Annotated in this window: 17 protein-coding genes; 10 read left to right on the top strand and 7 right to left on the bottom strand. The window is 43.9% G+C overall.

Annotated features, from left to right (window positions below; all coding sequences use genetic code 11):
• Nucleotides 1-119 precede the first annotated feature (119 nt).
• Nucleotides 120-1,595 (bottom strand): 54K polar flagellar sheath protein A, encoded by a 1,476-nt coding sequence (locus tag R7044_RS03735; RefSeq protein WP_225455361.1) that lies wholly within the window; start codon nucleotides 1,593-1,595, stop codon nucleotides 120-122.
• Between the two features lie 453 nt (nucleotides 1,596-2,048).
• On the opposite strand from R7044_RS03735, the gene R7044_RS03730 reads away from it, so the two are divergent.
• From R7044_RS03730 to R7044_RS03690, 9 genes are all read left to right on the top strand, one after another.
• A complete protein-coding gene (locus tag R7044_RS03730) occupies nucleotides 2,049-3,596 on the top strand; it encodes a DUF3360 family protein (RefSeq protein WP_005378441.1) in 1,548 nt (515 codons plus the stop codon).
• 303 nt (nucleotides 3,597-3,899) lie between these two features.
• Complete coding sequence (gene pflB / locus R7044_RS03725) at nucleotides 3,900-6,176, top strand: formate C-acetyltransferase (RefSeq protein WP_005378442.1); 2,277 nt, start codon at nucleotides 3,900-3,902, stop codon at nucleotides 6,174-6,176.
• Between the two features lie 153 nt (nucleotides 6,177-6,329).
• Nucleotides 6,330-7,307, top strand: a complete 978-nt coding sequence (locus R7044_RS03720; RefSeq protein ID WP_053303245.1) for a lipid A deacylase LpxR family protein — start codon at nucleotides 6,330-6,332, stop codon at nucleotides 7,305-7,307.
• Between the two features lie 211 nt (nucleotides 7,308-7,518).
• A complete protein-coding gene (gene pflA / locus R7044_RS03715) occupies nucleotides 7,519-8,259 on the top strand; it encodes a pyruvate formate lyase 1-activating protein (protein WP_005378444.1) in 741 nt (246 codons plus the stop codon).
• Nucleotides 8,260-8,413: 154 nt separating this feature from the next.
• Nucleotides 8,414-9,079, top strand: a complete 666-nt coding sequence (locus R7044_RS03710) for an energy-coupling factor ABC transporter permease (protein WP_005378445.1) — start codon at nucleotides 8,414-8,416, stop codon at nucleotides 9,077-9,079.
• Nucleotides 9,080-9,215: 136 nt separating this feature from the next.
• Nucleotides 9,216-9,716, top strand: a complete 501-nt coding sequence (locus tag R7044_RS03705) for a YfbU family protein (protein ID WP_005378446.1) — start codon at nucleotides 9,216-9,218, stop codon at nucleotides 9,714-9,716.
• Nucleotides 9,717-10,209: 493 nt separating this feature from the next.
• Nucleotides 10,210-12,144 carry a PrkA family serine protein kinase gene (locus R7044_RS03700; RefSeq protein WP_005378447.1) on the top strand — a complete coding sequence of 645 codons (1,935 nt, stop codon included), beginning with the start codon at nucleotides 10,210-10,212 and terminating at the stop codon, nucleotides 12,142-12,144.
• 47 nt (nucleotides 12,145-12,191) lie between these two features.
• Nucleotides 12,192-13,463 (top strand): YeaH/YhbH family protein, encoded by a 1,272-nt coding sequence (locus R7044_RS03695; RefSeq protein ID WP_005378448.1) that lies wholly within the window; start codon nucleotides 12,192-12,194, stop codon nucleotides 13,461-13,463.
• 11 nt (nucleotides 13,464-13,474) lie between these two features.
• A complete protein-coding gene (locus R7044_RS03690; RefSeq protein WP_005378449.1) occupies nucleotides 13,475-15,034 on the top strand; it encodes a SpoVR family protein in 1,560 nt (519 codons plus the stop codon).
• A gap of 78 nt (nucleotides 15,035-15,112) precedes the next feature.
• On the opposite strand, the gene kdsB is transcribed toward R7044_RS03690, so the two are convergent.
• The 5 genes from kdsB to R7044_RS03665 are packed head-to-tail and all read right to left on the bottom strand — an operon-like array spanning nucleotide 15,113 to nucleotide 21,076.
• Nucleotides 15,113-15,868, bottom strand: coding sequence for a 3-deoxy-manno-octulosonate cytidylyltransferase (gene kdsB, locus R7044_RS03685; RefSeq protein ID WP_053349434.1), 756 nt, complete (start codon nucleotides 15,866-15,868; stop codon nucleotides 15,113-15,115).
• Nucleotides 15,868-16,047 (bottom strand): Trm112 family protein, encoded by a 180-nt coding sequence (locus R7044_RS03680; protein WP_005378451.1) that lies wholly within the window; start codon nucleotides 16,045-16,047, stop codon nucleotides 15,868-15,870. Before R7044_RS03680 ends, kdsB begins: the two co-directional genes overlap by 1 nt.
• Nucleotides 16,028-17,035 carry a tetraacyldisaccharide 4'-kinase gene (gene lpxK, locus R7044_RS03675; RefSeq protein ID WP_054729263.1) on the bottom strand — a complete coding sequence of 336 codons (1,008 nt, stop codon included), beginning with the start codon at nucleotides 17,033-17,035 and terminating at the stop codon, nucleotides 16,028-16,030. The genes R7044_RS03680 and lpxK overlap by 20 nt, the downstream gene beginning before the upstream one ends.
• 5 nt (nucleotides 17,036-17,040) lie before the next feature.
• Nucleotides 17,041-18,789 carry a lipid A ABC transporter ATP-binding protein/permease MsbA gene (msbA, locus tag R7044_RS03670; protein WP_042522131.1) on the bottom strand — a complete coding sequence of 583 codons (1,749 nt, stop codon included), beginning with the start codon at nucleotides 18,787-18,789 and terminating at the stop codon, nucleotides 17,041-17,043.
• Between the two features lie 31 nt (nucleotides 18,790-18,820).
• Nucleotides 18,821-21,076, bottom strand: coding sequence for a DNA internalization-related competence protein ComEC/Rec2 (locus R7044_RS03665; protein WP_042522133.1), 2,256 nt, complete (start codon nucleotides 21,074-21,076; stop codon nucleotides 18,821-18,823).
• 8 nt (nucleotides 21,077-21,084) lie between these two features.
• Between R7044_RS03665 and R7044_RS03660 the strand changes: the two genes are divergently transcribed.
• A complete protein-coding gene (locus R7044_RS03660; protein WP_005387834.1) occupies nucleotides 21,085-21,594 on the top strand; it encodes a DUF2062 domain-containing protein in 510 nt (169 codons plus the stop codon).
• Nucleotides 21,595-21,742: 148 nt separating this feature from the next.
• On the opposite strand, the gene lolE is transcribed toward R7044_RS03660, so the two are convergent.
• Nucleotides 21,743-22,987, bottom strand: a complete 1,245-nt coding sequence (lolE, locus tag R7044_RS03655; protein WP_186584400.1) for a lipoprotein-releasing ABC transporter permease subunit LolE — start codon at nucleotides 22,985-22,987, stop codon at nucleotides 21,743-21,745.
• Nucleotides 22,988-22,989: the final 2 nt, after the last annotated feature.

Raw genomic sequence — 22,989 nt, 5'->3', positions numbered from 1 at the left:
TGCAATATATAGCAACATATTCTTCAAAAGTTGAATATTAAATATAAAAAAGCCCCTTTCAAAGGGGCTTAATAAATTTACAAAAGTGTTAATTGAAACCTATTCGAGGTCGCAATGAATTAATTAAAACGACTGACTACCAACGAGTTTGAAGTACGTAATGTCACTTCATTTTCTAAGCCTTCTTTTTCAGAAGTAATGATGCCATCTAGGTCTTCATCTAGTTCAGGCTCTGACGCTTCACCATTGGAGAAGAAGCTCATGAAAACTTTAGAATCAATATTACTATCTTCATTCACTACCAAAGCAGTGCGATTAAAATCGTCCGAAGCTGAAACTTTCAAACCGTTAACGGCCGATGTTGGGAAGTTGTAGTAATGCAATTCTGGAACAACAACAGAATCACTATCACTTGTTGTGAAAATGCGATGTGTGACTCTGTAGTCGCCTGAAGTTGCAAAGTAAGCGACACGAGTAAAGCCTTCAGTAGACGATGTTAAGCCCATGTCCAGATCAATCACGGACTCTGCACTTCCTTGCGTTGATACACTTGGTTTTGTGTTCGGCAGGTTATCAATATTTAAGTAAGCACTCGGATCAACGTCAATATCCCATCCGTCAGAGATCGTTTCGTTAAGTAGAGACTCCCAACCATTAACTTGATTCTCTGAGAACGCCATGTATACCCAAGTTTCTTTATTCGTTGCACTAGGGCGATTATATTCAACGGCCGTTTTATCCAGCTTCAACGCGTCATATGCAAAGCCGTTAGTAACAAAGCCAATGTTGAGCGAGTCGTAAGTATAGTCAGAAGACGAATAAATGTTTGACGTATTATCCGCTCTAACTAAGGCTATCTCACCAGTTCCCCACGAACCAATACCATACTGGTAAAGCGCTTTGTCGCTTGAACCTGATTCATACTGAAACAGTGCCGTTGGTTCACCTTTAAGCCCCATCAGTTCATCAGTAGGCAACATATCAGGGTTCGGAGACGTGAAAATATCGGTTTGCGAGACAAAGTTGTAATCTCCGCCACCTGATTCAGCATTTCGGTAATCTAAGTTAGTAAACTTATTGCTTGCTAAGTTACCGCCAGTAAAGCATTTGTTCAAAGAGTCTCGGTTTAGTGCAAAAGTAGCATTACGTAGTTTCTTATCTTCCAAGAACTCTTTTGAAAACGTGTTTACGCGAGCTTCTTTGCCGTTAAATTCTATTGCTTGAAACGTTACAAAGCCGCCGTCAGGGATATCTTCAAGATAAAACTTAAAGTTATCAGTGGTAGGTTTGATAATGTCTCCGGATCTTTTGCCATCGGCATCAGAGTAGTAACCGATAACATAGTTGGTCACTTGCTCTTTTGACGCTGCACTATAGGTTAAAACCGTTTTATCGCCGTTCAGCTCAGTTTTGTGGTCATATACAGTACAACCTTTCGTAGTTGCTTCACTTTCAGCCATTGTTGCTGGTATAGCAAAATCAAAAGTAAACGCAGTTTTCGGCGCTGCACCACCGCCACCGCCACCACCGCCGCCACAACCGACCATTAACCCTGAGATGATTGCCACTAGTGGCAGTACTTTAAGCTGTTTCATGTCTTTTTCCTAAACTGAGCGGCAATGATTAGCCAAAAAATTGTCTTTGCTCTGTCCAAAGCAAGAATAAAGCCAGCTTTATATAATCATCGTGAATATTGACATTTAATCTGCATCTCGTGCAAAAGGACAAAAAGTTCTAATTTTATGCAACTTGTGTAATGAAATTACACAAGTTCTCCGCATCTCATTCGCATGCCAGAAACTTTCTGTAGTTTTATTTCACAACCATTCTTAAAGTGATCTAAATCAATCACCCTAAATGGCTATCTTGCTAGACTCCTGCCAAAAGATGAGGCTTTTTTTGTGCCTCAACACAATAAGTTATTAGCTATGCTTAGGCACAGTGTCGACGTGTAACAAATCTAATAATAGCTAGCATAAGCGTGCCGCAGGATGCGGACTAACACAATTGAATGAAGAATTCATAACTTTTAAATATATGAGGAATCTATGTCAGACGCAGTTAACAAAACGCACTCTGATTCAGATATCGAGACCAAGAGCTACCGTGAGCTTCATCGTCCAGCATCTGAGTTCGCAAGCCGTTCAGACTACCTAGACCACGAACTACAAATTATGAAGCCACGTCGTTTTGGCTTGAACTTGCCAGGTCGTGACTTCCGCTTTGAGCTTGAAGACCTTGTTCCAGCACTTGCTGGTACTATCGGTATTATCGCAATGTACTCTGCGGTAATGATGTCTTGGGCTGAAGGTCTTACTGCAGCATGGGACCACGTAAACTTAGGCAAGGACTTTGCTATCGAAGTTGCGCGTGTAGAAATGCTCATCCCTGCACTTCTTTTCTGTGTACTTGCCTCTGGTTTTATTAACCCTAAAGCCAACCTAGCAGGCAACCACGGCCCAATGATCCCTCTTATTGGTACCATCGCTCTTGCTGGTGCTCACCCTCTTGCATTAGCAATTCTCATTGGTGTGTTTGGTTTGATTTTGAGCCTCTTAAAAGGTGGGTCAAAACTGGTTAACCTCACCTCTGAAGGTACGGCTGGTGGCCTTCTTATTTTCTTAGGTTTAACCGGAACCATGAGCCAAATTAACTCTATTCAAGCTTGGGCTGTTGGTTTGCAATCCGATACGGTTGCCGCTGGTAGCATGGGTTACATCGGTCTAATTGTTCTTGCGGTTACCATTGGCTTATACGCGTTCCTTGCTAAAGTGAACAAACGCTGGCTAGCGATCCCTGTTTGTGCCTTCACTGGGCTTGCAATCGCACTTGCTCTTGGCGCAGGCTTCGATATTAAATTCGTAACCGAGACAGGCCTTCCAAACCTAAATCCAATCTACTGGTGGGGTTCAACAGAAGAAGGTTGGATGCTTGGTCTTCCTAATATGGAACACTTCATCGCTTCTCTACCATTCGCCATTCTTGCGGTAGCAATGTGGTCACCTGACTTCTTGGGTCACCGTATCTTCCAAGAAATGAACTACCCACGTAAGAGTGAAAAAGTACTGATGGACGTTGATGACACAATGACAATGTGTTCCGTTCGCCAAATGGTCGGTACTGCAGTGGGTGGTGGTAACATCACATCATCTTGGGGGACTTACATGATCCCTGCTGCAATCGCGAAACGCCCTATTCCTGCTGGTGCCATCTTACTAGGCTCTCTATGTATTATTGTTGCAATCCTTGGTTTTCCTATGGACGTTGCAGTATGGCCTCCAGTTATGCGCGTTGCTCTTCTCGTTGGTGTATCTCTACCACTGCTTGAAGCTGGCATGCAGATGGTGAAGGACTCGAAAGACTCACAAGCAGCAGGTATCTGTATCTTTGGTTCTGCCGTTGTTAACCCAGTTCTAGCTTGGGCACTAACTATGCTTTTAGATAACAACGGTTTAATTGGAGATAAAGAGCGCGCGTCTCGCCTATCATTTGTAGACAAGATTGTGATCCCAGTAAGCGTACTTGTTATCTGTTTAGTTGCTATGCTTGCAGTTGGTATGCTTGAAGGCCAGTATGGCATCCAAGCTTGGCTATAAGCTAGCAGTCCAGAAATTTGTGGGTAGCGCTCGTCGCTACCCCATTTTTATCGAGATTTTTGAGGATTTATTGATTTAGTTTAAGGTTTGCAAAAAAATTTTAGTTTAACCTCTAACTGTTGCTTAAAAAGAGAAACGTTAAAACTAGTGACAATATTTATAGTTTTGTAAATCGAATACGTAAATTTAAGACTATAAATATTGTTATTCATAAGAGTGTACTGTTCCCCTCTTTTATCTGGGGATAGCTGGCTCAACGGCGAAGCAGTACGTATTTTTTTCTACTAAAAAGGTAGGTATGTCATGGCAGAGCAATTTGCTAAAGCTTGGGAAGGTTTTGCTGCAGGCGACTGGCAAAACGAAGTAAACGTTCGTGATTTCATTCAGAAGAACTACACTCCGTACGAAGGCGACGAATCTTTCCTAGTTTCTGAAGGTACTGAAGCGACTAACAAGCTTTGGGCTAAGGTAATGGAAGGCATCAAACAAGAGAACGCGACTCACGCTCCTGTTGATTTTGATACTTCAGTTATCTCTACCATCACTGCTCACGATGCAGGCTACATCGAAAAAGACCTAGAAACTATCGTAGGTCTTCAAACTGACGCTCCTCTAAAACGTGCGATCATCCCTAACGGTGGTATCCGCATGGTTGAAGGTTCATGCAAAGCCTACGACCGCGAGCTAGACCCACAAGTTAAAAAAATCTACACAGAATACCGTAAAACTCACAACCAAGGCGTTTTCGATATCTACACTCCTCAAATCATGGCGTGTCGTAAATCTGGCGTACTGACTGGTCTTCCAGATGCATACGGTCGTGGTCGTATCATCGGTGACTACCGTCGTGTTGCTCTATACGGTATTGACTTCCTAATGAAGGATAAATTCGCGCAGTTCTCTTCTCTACAAGAGCGTTTTGAGAACGGCGAAGACCTACAAATGACAATGCAGCTTCGTGAAGAGATCGCAGAGCAACACCGTGCTCTAGGTCAAATCAAAGAAATGGCTGCAAAATACGGTTGTGATATTTCTCGTCCTGCTGAAACTGCGCAAGAAGCTATTCAGTGGACTTACTTCGGTTACCTAGCTGCTGTTAAATCTCAAAACGGTGCGGCTATGTCTCTAGGTCGTACTTCTACGTTCCTAGACATCTTCATCGAACGTGATATCGCGGCTGGTAAGCTAACTGAAGAACAAGCTCAGGAAATGATCGACCACTTCGTAATGAAACTACGTATGGTTCGTTTCCTACGTACTCCTGAGTACGATGACCTATTCTCTGGCGACCCTATCTGGGCAACTGAGTCTATGGGTGGTATGGGTCTTGACGGTCGTACGCTAGTTACTCGTACAAACTTCCGTTTCCTAAACTCACTATACACTATGGGTCCTTCTCCAGAGCCAAACATCACTGTTCTTTGGTCTGAGCAACTACCTGAAGGCTTCAAGAAGTTCTGTGCGAAAGTATCTATCGATACTTCTTCTATTCAGTACGAAAATGACGACTTAATGCGTCCAGACATGAACTCTGACGACTACGCGATCGCATGTTGTGTATCTCCAATGGTTGTTGGTAAGCAAATGCAGTTCTTCGGTGCTCGTGCGAACCTTGCGAAAACAATGCTTTACACCATCAACGGTGGTGTGGATGAGAAGCTAAAAATCCAAGTTGGCCCGCAAATGCCTAAGATCGAAGGTGATGTTCTTAACTACGATGAACTGTGGGAGAAAATGGACCACTTCATGGATTGGCTAGCGAAACAATATGTGACTGCACTAAACGCTATCCACTTCATGCACGATAAGTACAGCTACGAAGCGGCACTAATGGCTCTACACGACCGTGACGTTAAACGTACTATGGCTTGTGGTATTGCTGGTCTATCTGTTGCGGCTGACTCACTATCTGCAATTAAATACGCAAAAGTTAAGCCAATTCGTGACGAAGACGGTCTAGCAATCGACTTCGAAATCGAAGGCGATTACCCTAAATTCGGTAACAACGACCCACGCGTTGATGACATTGCATGTGAACTTGTTTCTGTATTTATGGGCAAAATCCGTAAGCTTAAGACTTACCGTGATGCAATCCCTACTCAGTCAATTCTTACTATCACTTCAAACGTGGTTTACGGTAAGAAAACTGGTAACACGCCTGACGGTCGTCGTGCTGGTGCTCCATTTGCTCCAGGTGCAAACCCAATGCACGGTCGTGACGAGAAAGGTGCTGTAGCATCACTAACTTCAGTTGCTAAACTGCCGTTTGCTGACGCACAAGATGGTATCTCTTACACATTCTCTATCGTACCTAACGCACTAGGTAAAGATGAGGGCTCACAACGCGCTAACCTTGCTGGTCTGATGGATGGTTACTTCCACCACGAAGCGGGTATCGAAGGTGGTCAACACCTAAACGTGAACGTTCTTAACCGTGAAACTCTAGAAGACGCAGTTAAGCACCCAGAGAAATACCCTCAGCTAACAATCCGTGTATCTGGTTACGCTGTTCGCTTCAACTCTCTAACTGCAGAGCAACAAGCTGACGTAATCGCGCGTACATTCACTGAGTCTCTATAAGACTATAGCGAAATAACGTTCTAGTAATACAACAAAGGCTGATGCTAAGTAGCATCAGCCTTTTTTTATTTCTTGAATGAAAGTTGTGATATCGCGAAAGACTTTTGCCCGCATTCTTACGTATGATGCGAAAAAAGTTAGCAAATAAAGTCTATGAGATTTAGTAAATTAATTATTCTTACCCTTCTTTCTCCAGTTGCAATAGCATCCACTAAGTCTACGGTTTCTTTTACCATCGACAACGATGGTATTTTTGGCGTCGATCAAGACTATACGAATGGTGTTTTCCTTTCGTACGCGACAGACCAACTGATACAAGAAAGCCAATGGAAATGGCTGAGTCTAGCTAACTCAGAGCACGCCAATATCGATAAAATAGAGTTGGTTCTTGGCCACAAAATGTGGACTCCAAGCGACATTGAAGCCGATTATCCACTAATCAATGATCGCCCATATGCCGGTTACCTACACACCGAAATCAACTACCTTTCCCTAACGAGTGACAAAGCTGTACGGTACAATTTCACCATAGGAGCTACGGGTGAAAGTTCGCTATCAGAAAAGGCGCAAGAAATCGTTCACGGCATAACAGGATCGACGGACCCTCAAGGTTGGGATTACCAGATTGAAGATAAAGTTGCGTTCAGCCTTGGTTACCGCGTATTTAACAAATTGATGCGCAGCGAAGAACAAAAAACACAATGGGAGATCACCAACATTAACGACATCAATGCGGGTAACTTCCGTAGTGATGTCTCTCAAGGCGTCATGTTTCGTTGGGGTACAAACCTAGCGAATAGCATCGGAGCCGCCAATATCAGTGTCGAAAGCCCTTTTTCAGCAAGTATGATCGCTCAGAATACGTCGAGTTGGTTCTTGTTCACCGGGTTTGAAGGTCGTTACCGCTTTAATGACATGACTATCGAAGGAGATCGTCCTGGCATTCCTGAACCGTCAGCGCCATACGACGTCACACTGCAAAATTGGCAAGCAAGTGCCGTCGCGGGGGTATCTTGGTACAACCAAAATTACGGTGCAAGCATCACCTTTACAATTAAAACACCGGATTATGAAGAAGCCCAAACCGATGTTTATGGGACAGGCTCGTTCTCCGTGTTCGCCTTTTTCTAAAAACTGGATTATCCCAGCATCGAAGTCAATCTAGATACACGGCAAGTTCTCGGGGTAGGTATTAACCACCTCGTGTTCAAGCGTTTATGTAGATTGGCTCCATCTATTTTCTTTCTTCAAATAACCTTGCCTTTAGTACCGACAAAGCTGTTTTAACCCTGCTTTTTGTAATAAAATAACAGCTAGAATTTACTAGTAATGAGAGCAAAAGATGTCAACAGCTGGTCGTATTCACTCATTTGAGTCATGTGGTACCGTAGACGGACCTGGTATTCGATTTATCGTCTTCTTGCAAGGTTGTTTAATGCGCTGTAAGTATTGCCATAACCGCGATACTTGGGACACGCATGATGGCAAAGAAGTCACGGTTGAAGAAATCATTTCCGAAGCGAAAAGTTACCGCCACTTCATGAATGCATCAGGTGGTGGCGTTACTTGTTCTGGCGGCGAAGCGATGCTTCAACCGGAATTCGTACGTGATTTTTTCCGCGCTGCTAAAGCCGAAGGCATTCATACATGTCTAGATACTAACGGTTATGTTCGTAAGCACACTGATGTTATCGATGAAGTACTGGATGCAACAGACTTAGTCATGCTTGACATCAAACACATGAAAGACGAAGTGCACCAAGATCTCATCGGTGTATCCAACCGACGCACATTGGACTTTGCTCGTTACTTACAAAAAATCGGAAAGAAAACATGGATTCGCTATGTCGTCGTGCCTGGTTACACAGATGACCCAGAAGCAGCACACATGCTTGGTGAATTTATTAAAGACATGGATAACATCGAAAAGGTCGAGTTACTTCCTTACCACAAATTAGGGGCTCATAAGTGGGAAGCGTTAGGCTTAGAATACCCACTCGAAGGCGTAAACCCGCCACCGAAAGAAACCATGGATGAAATTCAATCCATTCTTGCTCAATACAACGATAACGTAAAATACTAAGTGAACCGCAAGACTAACCTCTTTAAAATACCAGCTTATTGCTGGTATTTTTTTGATTATATCTAAGCCTTATCAGTGAGTTTCTCTGCGGTCATTTAGGTAGAAAAAGAACGATAGAAATGATTGCGTCATGTTCGCATAGGAAGGAAGTAACATGGATTTGTTTAACTTAGGCTCTCTTGTTGTCTCAATTTGGATAGTAGTAGTCTACTGCCTACCAGATTGGAAAAAAGTCGTTTGGCCCAAACTGGAAAAAGAGAAAGGATTTCAGCACCTCGTTTTTGCAACGCTCTTCTTTTTCAGTATTTTATGGACAGCTCAAGCAGGTGTAAAAGAAGGATTACAGATTCATTTTCTTGCGCTAACAACGCTGACGATGATGTATGGTTGGCGTATGGCATTTCTACTCAGTATCCCTGCAATGCTGGTCAACCACCTACTACATGATGTGTCCTTGCTACTCTTACCCACGTCGTTAGTTCTATCTGCCCTAATTCCGATTTTCATTAGTTACTTAGTGTTTCTTCTGAGTTACCACTACTTGCCACGAAACATTTTTGTTTTCATCTTCGTTGCTGGATTTTTCAATGGCGCGATAACAGGAAGTCTGCACCTCATCATTAACTCTTTTTATCACCTATCAGTTGGTCACTACGATTGGGAAACCATTCAACATAACTACTTTGTTTTTGTGCCGTTGCTCGCCTTTCCAGAAGGTCTATTAAATGGTATGGCACTGGCGGTTTTAACCGTATTCAAGCCAGAGTGGCTGAGAGTATTTTCAGACCGAGACTACATATACAATCATTACCATAAATAAGTGTTTTCAAACTGGTCAAAAGTGACAGTTCTTGCCATTTTTTAGTATTAAATATGTGTTGAGATCATGTTTCACTCATGTCTTAAGCGTTAACCTAAGCACATTAAAAATGTATTAGATATCTAGTGAGGTCACCATGGAAATGTCAAACGCTCAACGTTTGATTCTATCAAACCAATACAACCTTATGTCTCAACTTGATCCAAGTAATGCGGCCAAATACAAACGCTTACAAACGATCGTTGAACGTGGTTATGAACTACAAATGCGAGAGTTGAACAAAGATTTCGGCTGCCTCTCAGAAGCAGAGTGTCGTGAGATCATCGACGTTATGGAGATGTATCATGCGATGCAAGAGTCTTACAACATGCTAGACGATGAAGATCGCAGCAACGTGGATCAACGTCGCTTGAAGTTCTTGGGATTTGATATCGCTTCAGAAGCGCAACAAGTACATTACGTACGTTTTCTCATCGATTCTGAAGGTTTGTACCCTCAGTTTGACAAGGCAGATCATCACTTTAACAGCCAGATGCCGATGCTAGATAAATACCGCCGTATGCTGCAAACTTGGCGTAACTGCCCTCGTCAGTATCATTTATGTGAAAACGAACTAGCGCAAATCTTCAGCGCATAAAATGGTCGTCTAAGAATGAGGAGAGCGCCCGCTCTCCTTGTTATTTACCCTGTCACAAACTTATCTAAGACTTTGCTCTCTTCCTACCTCTTTCACTTGCCTTGCTCAATGTAGAACAACGAATCACTGAGACTCTTCCGTCTTTGCCAAATATTTGATTTCTATTGCACCTATTCACGACATAAATTCGTCCTTAATAAAAGAGTGATTCAAATGTCACTTTTACAATAAATTCATAATTGTTAAGCAAAATTGCAAATCCCCGACTAGGCTTAAGTAGAGAAAGGCTGTGATTGAAAAATTCATATCCACCGCTCACCGTTGTAACGAAAAAACCGTCCATAAAGCAAAGTCTTTGGTGTCGCCAATCTTACATTCTGTACGAACCAAATGTGATAACAGGACGTATATTCAAACAACAACGAGCATAACTGTTGGTGGAAAGCCTGAATCAACGTTCGTCGGTAGACTGACTATTAAAGGGGAAAGCGACATGAGTATTTTCGACCACTATCAATCAAGATATGAAGCTGCAAAAGATGAAGAGATGTCGTTACAGGAGTTTTTAGCCCTGTGTAAAGATGACAAAAGCGCTTATGCTAATGCAGCAGAACGCCTACTGATGGCGATTGGTGAACCAGAGATAATCGATACGGCAAAGGATCCGAGACTAAGCCGAATCTTCTCGAATCGTGTTATCTCTCGTTATGAAACCTTTAAAGACTTTTATGGCATGGAAGATGCCATAGAGCAAATTGTGTCTTACCTAAAACATGCGGCGCAAGGCCTAGAAGAGCGTAAGCAGATTCTTTACCTACTCGGCCCTGTAGGTGGCGGTAAGTCTTCGCTTGCAGAAAAGCTTAAGGCTCTGATGGAACAGATGCCTATTTATGTTCTTACTGCTAACGGCGAACGCAGCCCAGTGAATGACCATCCATTCTGCCTATTCAAAGCCACAGAAGATGGCGATATTTTGAAAAAAGAGTATGGCATCGAGCACCGTTATCTTCGCTCGATCATGTCTCCTTGGGCCGCTAAACGTCTTCACGAGTTTGGTGGTGATATCACCAAATTTAAAGTAGTGAAAGTACGCCCTTCTATCCTTGACCAAATCGGTATTGCCAAAACTGAACCAGGCGATGAAAACAACCAAGATATCTCATCATTGGTTGGTAAAGTCGATATTCGTAAGCTTGAACACTATTCGCAAGACGATCCAGACGCTTACAGCTACTCCGGTGCGCTGTGTAAAGCAAACCAAGGTTTAATGGAATTCGTTGAGATGTTCAAAGCACCAATCAAAGTGCTTCACCCGCTGCTAACAGCAACGCAAGAAGGCAACTTCAACGGTACAGAAGGCCTTTCTGCGATTCCATTCGACGGTATGATTCTGGCTCACTCAAACGAATCTGAGTGGCAGACCTTCCGTAACAACAAGAACAATGAAGCGTTCTTAGACCGTGTTTATATTGTGAAAGTACCTTACTGTCTACGTGTTTCAGAAGAAGTCAAAATCTACCAAAAACTTCTTGAAAACAGTGAGTTGTCTCAAGCCCCTTGTTCACCAAGCACGCTCGAGACTCTGGCACAATTCAGTATTCTTTCTAGACTTAAAGAGCCTGAAAACTCGTCCATCTTCTCTAAGATGCGCGTATACGACGGTGAAACGCTGAAAGATACGGATCCAAAGGCAAAAAGCTATCAAGAGTATCGTGATTATGCTGGTGTCGATGAAGGCATGAACGGTCTCTCAACACGTTTTGCCTTTAAGATTTTGTCACGCGTATTTAACTTCGACCAAACCGAAGTGGCAGCCAACCCTGTACATCTATTCTATGTGATTGAACAACAGGTTGAGCGCGAACAGTTCCCTGCTGAAACAGCAGAGAAATATCTCGAGTTCTTGAAAGGCTACCTAGTACCTCGATACGTTGAATTTATCGGTAAAGAGATTCAGACCGCTTATCTTGAGTCTTACTCTGAATACGGCCAAAACATCTTCGATCGATATGTCACCTATGCAGACTTCTGGATTCAAGACCAAGAGTACCGAGATCCAGAAACTGGTCAGCTATTTGATCGCTCTTCACTGAATGCTGAGCTAGAGAAGATCGAAAAAACAGCTGGTATTTCTAACCCGAAAGATTTCCGAAACGAAATCGTTAACTTTGTGCTTCGTGCGAAAGCGAATAACAATGGTCAAAACCCGGTTTGGACCAGCTACGAAAAACTGCGCACAGTAATCGAGAAGAAAATGTTCTCCAATACCGAAGAGCTACTTCCGGTTATCTCATTTAATGCGAAAACCTCTTCTGAAGATCAGAAGAAGCACGACGACTTTGTCGCTCGCATGATGGAAAAAGGCTATACCGAGAAACAGGTTCGCCTACTTTCTGAGTGGTACCTACGAGTACGTAAGTCATCCTAACCCAGTATTGAGTTAGGTCGCTTGTGAAACATGAAGAGGGCTATTTCATGGCGCAATTTATAGACCGAAGGCTCAATGGCAAGAACAAGAGCGCTGTTAATCGACAGCGCTTCTTGAAGCGCCACAAAGAGCAAATAAAAGAGTCGGTAGCAGACGCAGTGAATCGACGCTCGATTACGAATACGGAAACGGGCGAAGACGTCTCTATCCCTCACAAAGACATCAACGAGCCTATATTTCATCAAGGCAAAGGTGGTGTTCGCGAACGAGTTCATCCCGGTAACGACCAATTCATTACTGGTGATAAAATTGAGCGTCCCAAAGGTGGCGGTCAGGGTAGCGGCTCAGGAGAAGGGAACGCCAGTCCAGATGGAGAAGGCCAAGACGAATTTGTATTCCAAATATCAAAAGATGAGTACCTCGATATTTTGTTCGAAGATCTCGAGCTGCCTAATCTAGAAAAAAACCAAATTGCCAAAATCACTGAATGGAAAACACACCGTGCAGGCTTTCAAACTGCCGGTATCCCTTCCAATATCGCCGTAGTACGTTCTCTGCAACAATCTCTTGCGCGCCGTACTGCAATGACTGCTGGTAAGAAACGACTTCTTAAAGAGTTAGAAGACGAACTTGCTCGCATCAAAAATATTGAACCTGCTCAGCAGTTTGAAGAGAACCGCTTGAAGGCTGAAATTGAAGAACTGCGCAAGAAAATCGAAAGCGTGCCTTTCATCGATACCTTCGACTTACGCTTCAAGAACTATGAGAAACGCCCGGTACCATCGAGCCAAGCGGTCATGTTCTGTCTAATGGACGTATCCGGTTCGATGGATCAGGCAACGAAAGACATCGCAAAACGCTTCTATGTTCTTTTGTACTTGTTCTTAACTCGTACCTACGAGAATGTCGAAGTCGTCTTTATCCGCCACCATACCCAAGCGAAGGAAGTGGACGAGCACGAATTTTTCTACTCACAAGAAACCGGGGGTACCATTGTATCTAGCGCGCTCAAGTTAATGGATGAAATAGTAAAAGAGCGATACCCGATTGGTCAGTGGAACATATATGCAGCTCAAGCATCCGACGGTGACAACTGGGCAGATGATTCGCCAAGATGCCGGGATCTGTTAGTGAACAAATTACTTCCAAACTGTCAGTACTACTCTTACATAGAGATCACGCGGCGCTCGCACCAAACTCTATGGCATGAGTACGAAAAACTCACTGAAGAGTTTCCTAATTTCGCAATGAAAAACATTCGCTCTGTGGAGGATATTTTCCCAGTCTTTCGTGAACTATTCCAAAAAGAAACGGCGTAAGGAGGCTAGCGATGAATACCGCAACGAGAAACCTCTCAGGAGAGGCGCCTAAGAAGCGTAACAGTAAAGTGTTGCCAGATGGACCAGATTGGACATTTGAGCTGTTAGAGCGATACCACAAAGAAATTAAGCGTGTCGCGGAGCATTATCGCCTAGACACTTACCCTAACCAAATAGAAGTGATTACTTCAGAGCAGATGATGGATGCCTATTCAAGTATCGGCATGCCAATCAATTACAACCACTGGTCATTTGGTAAAAAATTCATTCAAACAGAGCAGAACTATAAACATGGTCAAATGGGGTTAGCCTACGAGATTGTGATTAACTCCGACCCTTGTATTGCTTATTTGATGGAAGAAAATACGGTAACAATGCAAGCACTCGTGATAGCGCACGCGTGTTACGGCCATAACTCTTTTTTCAAAGGTAATTACCTATTCCAAACGTGGACTGACGCCAGCTCTATTATCGACTATCTGCTGTTCGCGAAAAAGTATTTAGCCGAGTGTGAAGAACGGTATGGCGTAAAAGAAGTGGAAAAGCTGCTCGACTCTTGTCATGCGTTAATGAACTTTGGTGTAGACCGCTACAAGCGTCCAGAGAAAATCTCAATTACAGAGGAAAAAGCAAGACAAGAAGAACGCGAAGCATACCTACAATCTCAAGTTAATGAGCTTTGGCGCACCGTACCGACAGCCAAGACGAAAGAGGAAGACATTAAAGAGCGATTCCCAAGCGAGCCTCAGGAAAACTTGCTCTACTTCTTCGAAAAACATGCGCCGTTGCTAGAGCCGTGGCAACGTGAAGTTGTTCGGATCGTCCGTAAGATCAGTCAGTATTTTTATCCGCAAAAACAAACGCAAGTCATGAATGAGGGCTGGGCAACGTTCTGGCACTACACCATACTCAACCATCTTTATGATGAGGGCTTGGTGTCTGAAAAATTCATTCTAGAGTTCTTACATAGCCACACCAGTGTCGTGGCTCAGCCGCCTTATAACAGTCCTTACTTTAATGGCATTAACCCCTACGCGTTAGGCTTTGCCATGTTCCGAGATATTAAGCGTATCTGTGAAGAACCAACTGATGAGGACAAAGAGTGGTTTCCAGACCTAGCAGGAACCGACTGGTTAGATGCAGTGCATTTCGCGATGCATAATTTCAAAGATGAAAGCTTTATTAGCCAATACCTTTCTCCGAAATTAATGCGTGATTTCAAGTTGTTTGCGATCAACGATGATGATCATAAGAACTTTATTGAAGTCGCTGCGATACACGATGAGATGGGTTATAAACGCATTAGAGAAACCCTAGCCGCTCAGTACAACTTATCTAATCTTGAGCCAAACATTCAGGTGTTTAATGTCGATGTCCGTGGTGATCGATCGCTTACGTTGCAGTACGTTCCTCACAACCGCATCCCACTTGATGATAGTTACGAAGAAGTTCTAAAGCACGTGTATCGATTATGGGGCTTTGATGTCATTCTCCAAGAAGTGAAAGACACCGGTCACCGAGAGGTCTTAGCGACCTGCCCTAAACGGAACCAATACGACACTAACATTTAACTAATACCGCGATACAAGTAAAACAAAAGGCTCCTAATTCAGGAGCCTTGTTTATTCTTAAATCTATATGAGCATTTGTTACGCTTGCTTTGCAACAATCGCGCGCACGGCTTCTAGGTCTTCGGGCGTATCAACCCCTGCCGCTGGTGCTTCTTTCGCTACCGCCACATGAATTTTTTCACCGTACCAAAGCACTCGCAGTTGCTCAAGACACTCAATCTGCTCTAATGCACTTGGTGCCCAGTTGACATACGTATTAATGAAACCAGCTCGATAAGCATAAATACCAATATGACGCATTAATGGGTTGGCAATGGTTTTGTCTTGTTTAGCAAAGTTATCGCGATCCCAAGGGATGGTTGCTCGACTAAAGTACATCGCATAGCCTTGCTCATCTGCGACAACTTTAACAGCGTTCGGGTTGAACACTTCCTCTTCCGAGTCTATTTCTACAGCTAACGTCGCCATCGGGGCTTCACACCCAGATAAGTTATCAGCAACCTGACGAATGATGGACGGCGGAATCAAAGGCTCATCCCCTTGCACATTAACAATAATGTGGTCTGACGGAATAGCCATCTTTTCAACAACTTCGGCAAGACGCTCCGTACCTGATTCGTGGTGGGGAGAAGTCATACAAACTTTACCACCAAATGACGAAACCGCTTTCGCAACACGCTCGTCATCAGTTGCAACGATGACATCTTCCGCACCCGCTTGTAGCGCTTGTTCATAAACCCACTGAACCATAGGCTTACCACCAATATCCGCTAGCGGTTTACCAGGCAAACGGCTCGATGCGTAGCGCGAAGGGATGACAACCGTAAAAGACATTAGCGTCCCTCATCCATGCTCATAGTGCGAGCTTCAGGCTCTAGCAGAACTGGAATACCCTCTTTGATCGGGTAAGCAAGGCGATCCAATTTGCAGATCAACTCTTGATTATCTTTATCGTACGTCAGCTTACCTTTGCAAACAGGGCAAGCTACAATCTCAAGTAGACGGTGATCCATAAGCCGCTTTAACCTCTTTTATTCTATTTAAAATTTGCTCTGCATCGTTTGATTCAAACTGGGCAGATACAGGCAGATACCACCAATTATCTTGCGCATAATGGCTGCACTTGACGGCATCTTTCTCGGTCATAATCACATTGGTCCCTTGTTGAGCCAATGCTTCTAATTCTTGTTGATCAAAGTCTTGATGGTCAGCAAAACCTTTTGTGACTTTAACATCTGCGTTCATCGAGTTTAGTGTATGAAAAAAACGCGGAGGATGCCCAATGCCCGCAAATGCGACGAGATCTTTCAACTCCGAGACATCCACATGTTGCTTAGTCTTAAGATTAATAGCTTTAGAGGGTGCTAAAGCCATTGCGATTTCGCCCGTATGCGCTTGACCGCCATTGGTGATGATAAAGTCGACTTCTTTAAGTCGCTCAATACCTTCACGTAAAGGACCTAATGGAATCAGGCTTTCATTCCCAAACCGGCGATTCCCATCCACAATCACTAACTCAATATCACGGCCTAACGCATAATGTTGTAATCCATCATCCGTAATTATGATATCCACATCCAAATCTAGCAGTGCTTTCACTGCATTTGAACGCACAGGATCTACCGCAACAGGTGCTCCTGTACGGCGATGAATCAACTTAGGTTCATCGCCACAATGCTTCGCTGGCGTATCTTCTTTTAGCACTAACGGATAGGCAGGAGCCTTTGCCCCATAACCACGAGAAACAACCCCCGGCTTAAAGCCCATTTGCTGTAGTTGCTCAACAAGCCACACAACAACTGGTGTTTTACCATTGCCACCAGCAGTGATATTGCCAACCACAACAACAGGTATAGGCGCATTATAAGCTTGCTTGCGGCCAGTTTGGTATTGCTTTCGCTTTGACTTGCTTATCGCTCCAAATAATAAACTCAGTGGCCACAAAAGCGGCCACAAGAGATATTTTATTGGATGGCTTTCAAACCAGATTTTTTCAATCACCGCGCTTATTCACCAAACTGAATACGGTGCAATTGTGCATACGCACCATTTTTCTCAATAAGCTCAGCGTGGTTGCCACGTTCAATGATGGCACCATCATCAACCACAAGAATTTCATCGGCTTTCTCGATTGTGGATAAGCGGTGCGCTATTACAAGTACCGTTTTGTCTTTTTGCAGCTCATCAAGTGCAGCTTGAATAGCTCGCTCGGATTCGGTATCCAAAGCCGAAGTTGCCTCATCAAGAATCAGCACTGGAGCATCACGCAATAGAGCTCGCGCAATCGCAACACGTTGGCGTTGACCACCAGACAAGCTAGCACCATTTTCACCAATCATGGTATCAAGTCCATCATCCATTTTGCCGATGAACTCCATCGCATGCGCGAGTGTTGCCGCTTTCTCGATATCACTGCGCTCGTATTGGCCATCCGTTGCGTACGCAATATTGTTTGCTATCGTGTCATTAAACAAATGAACATTTTGCGATACTAGTGCAAATTGCTGACGTAAATTCTTTAGCTCGTAATCACGAATATCATGCCCATCTAATGTGATAGATCCACTGTCAACATCATAGAAGCGGTTGAACAAGTTCGCGATGGTACTTTTACCTGAGCCAGAACGGCCAACTAGCGCCACCGTTTTTCCTCTTGGAATATCGAAGCTGACATTTTCCAATGCTGGTTTTTCTGCACCAGTGTAAGTAAAGCTTACGTTTTTAACTGAAACATCGCCATTTGCGCGTTCAACTGTCAACTTACCTTCGTTTTTCTCAGGCTCGAGGTCAATTAACGCGAAGAGCGTTTGGCTCGCGGCCATACCACGTTGGAACTGAGAAGTAACGTTAGTCAGCGCTTTAAGTGGGCGCATCAGACCAAACATTGCAGAGAACACAACAGTAAATGTACCTGGAGTCAGTTGCTCTTTAATCGAATCAATACTTGCTAAATAAAGAACGGCAACAATTGCAAGTGATGCAATCATTTGGATGATAGGGTTAGCCGCCGCTTGAGCCGTCACCAACTTCATGCTTTGTTGACGCATTTGGTTGCTGACTTTTTCAAATCGTTTACGTTCGATGTCTTGGCCGCCATAGCTCAACACAACTTTATGGCCTTTCAGCATCTGCTCTGCTGATGCAGTTACGTTACCCATCATGGTCTGCATATTTTTGGATATTTTTCTAAAACGTTTAGAAACAACACCAATACCCCATGCCACAACGGGAGCAACAGCAAACAGCACTAGCGACAATTGCCAGCTGTTGTAAAACATCAAGACTAACAGACCAATGATACTTGCGCCTTCACGCACAATGCTCACCAACGCTTGGCTAGTTGCCGCTGATACTTGCTCTGAGTCGTAGGTTATACGCGACAATAAGTTGCCCGTCTTTTCCTTATCAAAGTAAGACACTGGCATATGCATAAAGTGATTGAACACCATGCGACGGACTTGCATAACTACGTTGCCAGATACCCAGCTCAAACAGTAGGTGGAGACAAATCCACTTATGCCACGGATGAACATCATGGCAAAAATAATCAATGGAAGCGTGCGTAAAAAATCAGATTCAGCGTTCCCAAAACCTTCATCGAGTAGTGGTTTTAGCAGGGAAATCATATAGGTATCTGATATAGCATTAATAACTAATGCAATGACTGCAACGACAAGACCTGACTTATAAAGGCGAATAAATTGCCATAGACGCTTAAACGTCTGCCAAGTCGTTTCATCAGTATTTATCGACATAGAAGTGCTTTATTTTCTTACATTAAGACTCTCATTCTACTCCCTTACGCAGCATCTGCCTATACCAAGGCTCAAATGTATCGCTACGTTTGGTTTCTGAGCGCCAATTATCACGGTGAATAAAGAAGCTTACCTGACCACCCTCACCAGTATCAAGCCAAGTAACGCCAAGCTTTCGGTATGAAGCAACGACATTTTCCGCTGGCATTCCCCATCGATTGTTTTTTGCTAAAGAAGCAACCGCCACACTCGGGCTCACCGCCTCGATAAATCGAGGATTCGATGAACTTTTACTCCCGTGGTGAGGGACTAGCATCACATCGCTTTGTAACTTTCCGGGTTCTCTAAGCAAAATCCACTCGCTAATGGCCTCAATATCACCAGTAAAAAGCATACTAAAGTTAGAAATAGGGTCAGTAAGTCGTAATACACAGGAGTGCGGATTATACGCACGTTGAACAAGTGCAGGAGGCCAGAGCACTTCCATGTTTAATCCTTGCCATTTCCATTGGTCGCCTCTAGTGCAAGGCTCATATTCGATAAAGAATTGACTACTAAGTTTACGCTGTGGAGAAAAGGCATCTTCAATGAAAAAGCGGCCGCCTGCGTGATCATTATCGGAATGGCTTAGAATCAGTGTATCTATGCTTTCATAACCTCGTTGATGCAAAACCGGAGTGACGACCTGCTCTGCGATACTGCCGCTTTGCCATGCTTTACCAGTGTCATACAGCAACACCTTGTCGTCTTTTTCTACAACCACTGCAAGGCCATGACCTACATCTAATACATCGATACGCCAATGCGGTTCATACTCCGCTGCAAACTTGATACTAATAACGATGCCGAGTAACAAATACCACGCGTACTGAGACATGAACCGTTGAAATATTAAGCAAACCACTATCACCATAACCAGCATTGTCATTTCCATGCTAATGGGTTGCCAAGAACCTACTGCGTACTGTATTGACGTGCTCAATGGCTGTAATGACCAGTCCACCAAATGCCACAGAGGCTTCGCTATCATTTCAAGAAACAAAGATGAGAACAGGGCTAGAAACATCAAAGGTACAACGATAAATCCGAACCAAGGAATAAATACCAAGTTGTAGGCTATTGAGGACAAACTAAAACCGGAGAAGAAATGGCCACTAACAGGTACGATTAAAGCGCTCAACATCAATTGAGTAAGCAATAACGCTTTTAATCGCGCTTTCCAACCTCCCCTTTGATGTCGAATCAAATTAATTGCGAACAATACCGCACAAACGGAGAGGTACGATAACCAAAAGCTCATACTGTAGGATGCAAAAGGTTGGACAAGCAGTTGTAGAGATACTGCAAGCAAAAGAACTCGCCAAGAAGTCCAGTGCACCAGAGTATACTTCAGGAGAACGTAAACAACGCATACCGACACTGCTCGCGTAGTAGGCAGAGAGAAATCCGCTAACCAAGCGTAGGCAACAGCGAAGATCAGCCCATATAAGCTAGGTAACAACTGGTATTGGGGTAATAGATAACGAACGGTACCGCCCACGACTAGCCCAAAAGTAAACGCCATACCAATATGTAAACCAGAAATGGAGACCAAATGCAGTAAACCACTGTCCCTGAGCGCTTGCCAATCTTCCTTAGACAACCAAGAACGGTCAGCAAAAACTAACGCACTTATTAACGAGAAATGATGAAGGGAAGACACATCATCAGCGACATCGGCAATAATGGATTGACGCAGAGATACATTAGAACGAACAATCCACTTAGCATCTTTGTTAACAACCGCTCGGGCGATAATATTTTTACCCATCGCGTGCTTTTCAGCATCAAAGCCAGCTTCGTTGCGTAGACCTGTAATCGGCTTTAACGAGATGGATGTCGTAAACTCACTGTTAACATCGAGTGGAAAAGGCGTAATAAGACGGATTTTAGGTTTAAGAAAAGGTAACAGAGTTTGAGAATTTACCGCTTCTATAGCGACAATACCTTCATAACCGTGACTTATTTGCGTAAAAGGGCTGTCAACTTTACCAATTATGGTAATATTCTCCCCTGCTTGAAAAAGGGCTTGTCTCTGAGACTCCAATACATTGCCGTGGACGATGACAACCATAAAGCCCGCAATTGCGCCTATGCTAATTAAGCCACGACGTAATTTGATTATTGAGCCAGTGGTTATTATTCCCAGCAGCAACCAACGCCAATCTGGTATTGTCGGCCACCAAGCTGACGAGATTACGCTCGCTACAAATAACGCCAAGGTCCAACTTTTTTCTGAGAGAGTCATGCTGTCCTATGCCTAGAAAGCTGATAAAACGCTTCATGCCAGATCATGAATTGATCAAACGCCAAAAAGCATTGAAGGTCTTCGGCAATGTGTTGTACAACCCAAACTTGTGGTGCTTAAACCGCCGCTCGGCATCAGGGGCTTTTGCTGTCGGGTTATTTATGGCTTTTGTTCCGCTGCCGAGCCAAATGATCATGGCCGCTGGTTTGGCCATTATGTTGGGTGTCAATCTGCCCCTCTCCGTCGCTTTGGTATGGATCAGCAATCCTATCACTATGCCTGTGCTATTTTACTTTGCGTACAAGCTAGGTGCTCTAGTGATGCGTCTTCCCCCGCAACCTTTTCACTTTGAACTATCGTGGGAATTCATCATGCAGCAAATGAGCACCATTGGACCTCCATTTCTATTGGGCTGCGCAATTTGTGGGGTTGTATCCGCGATTATTGGCTACTTCGGAATTCGAGGGCTTTGGCGCTACTCGGTGGTACGGAGCTGGCAAAAACGCAAAATAAGATAAGACCTTACTGCGTAAAAATCAGCATTTGAGCTATCAGTTGAGGGGCATCTAACAGTTAGAATGAAACGCGATGTTACTCAAGTAGGATAAATACAAAAAAGGACCGAATTCGGTCCTTTTTGTTTTTCGCATATTGTAAAACAATCCGCTATTTAGAACTCAGTACAGCCGCCGGATTCAACCTTGCGGCACGCGAAGCAGGATACCACGTCGCAAGTAAACTAAGCACTATCGCCGTCACTGACACCAATGCCACATCTGGCCAGTGTAGTTGTGATGGTAAGAAGTCGACGAAGTAAATATCACCCGATAAAAACTGATGACCAATTAAGCTCTCTAACCCTTTAATTAACGGAGTCAGGTTTAACGCCACTAAGACACCGATAACACTGCCGACGAGACTACCAAATACACCAGAGAATACACCTTGCCAAACAAAGATGCGTTTGATTAGGCTATCTTTTGCTCCCATTGTTCGCAAAATTGCAATTTCCGCCGCTCGGTCTTTCACTGCCATCATCAACGTAGACACAATATTAAAACATGCCACGCCAATCACCAGTACCATCACCAAGTACATAATGGTGCGCACGAGCTGAATATCGCGATACAAAAAACCAAACTTTTGCTGCCAGCTTTTCAAATACACGTAAACATCAACCATGCTACCAACCTCGCGAACAATAGAAGGCGCATTGAGAACATCGTCAGTTTTTAGTGAAATGCCTGTGACCCCTTCCCCTAACCTCGCGTATTGCTGCGCATCAGCTAATGGTACTAACGCTAGAGAGTGGTCGATTTGGCCATTCAACGTTAAGAACCCTGACACCTTCACGCGCACACGCTTAGGAGCCTGCACTTTATTTGCGCCGCCTGTTTGCGGAATCATTAACGTCACATAATCCCCCACGCCGACATTTAGCTCGTTTGCTACACCTCGGCCTAAGATCACTTGCTGCTGACCAGCATAAAAGTTTTGCCAAGCAGCTTGGTCAATAAAATTCGACAAACTCGACACCGCTTGCTCGAAAGTAGGCTCTACACCACGAACTTCTATCGCTTTTAGCTTACTGCCTTTTTCTGCCAAACCCGTAAAACGAACATACGGTGCTGCCGCAACAACATGTTCATGTTTTAGAGCTTGATTCATCGTTTTGGTGTAGTCCTGAAGTGGTCCATTAACACCTTCTAACTCGCCGTGTGGGATCACAGACAACACACGCGATTGCAGCTCGCGCTCAAAGCCATTCATTGCAGACAAACCGATAATGATCACAGCAACGCCAACCGCAATACCAATAGTCGAAGAAAGCGATATGAAAGACACCATCTTGTTGCGCTTTTTCGCTCGACTGAAGCGACCACCAATCATCAAAGCTAAAGAGGTAAACAAAA

The sequence above is a fragment of the Vibrio sp. 1402 genome (assembly GCF_033340275.1).
Note: the sequence above shows the minus strand (reverse complement) of the source record. Positions and strands in the feature narration are given on the sequence as shown.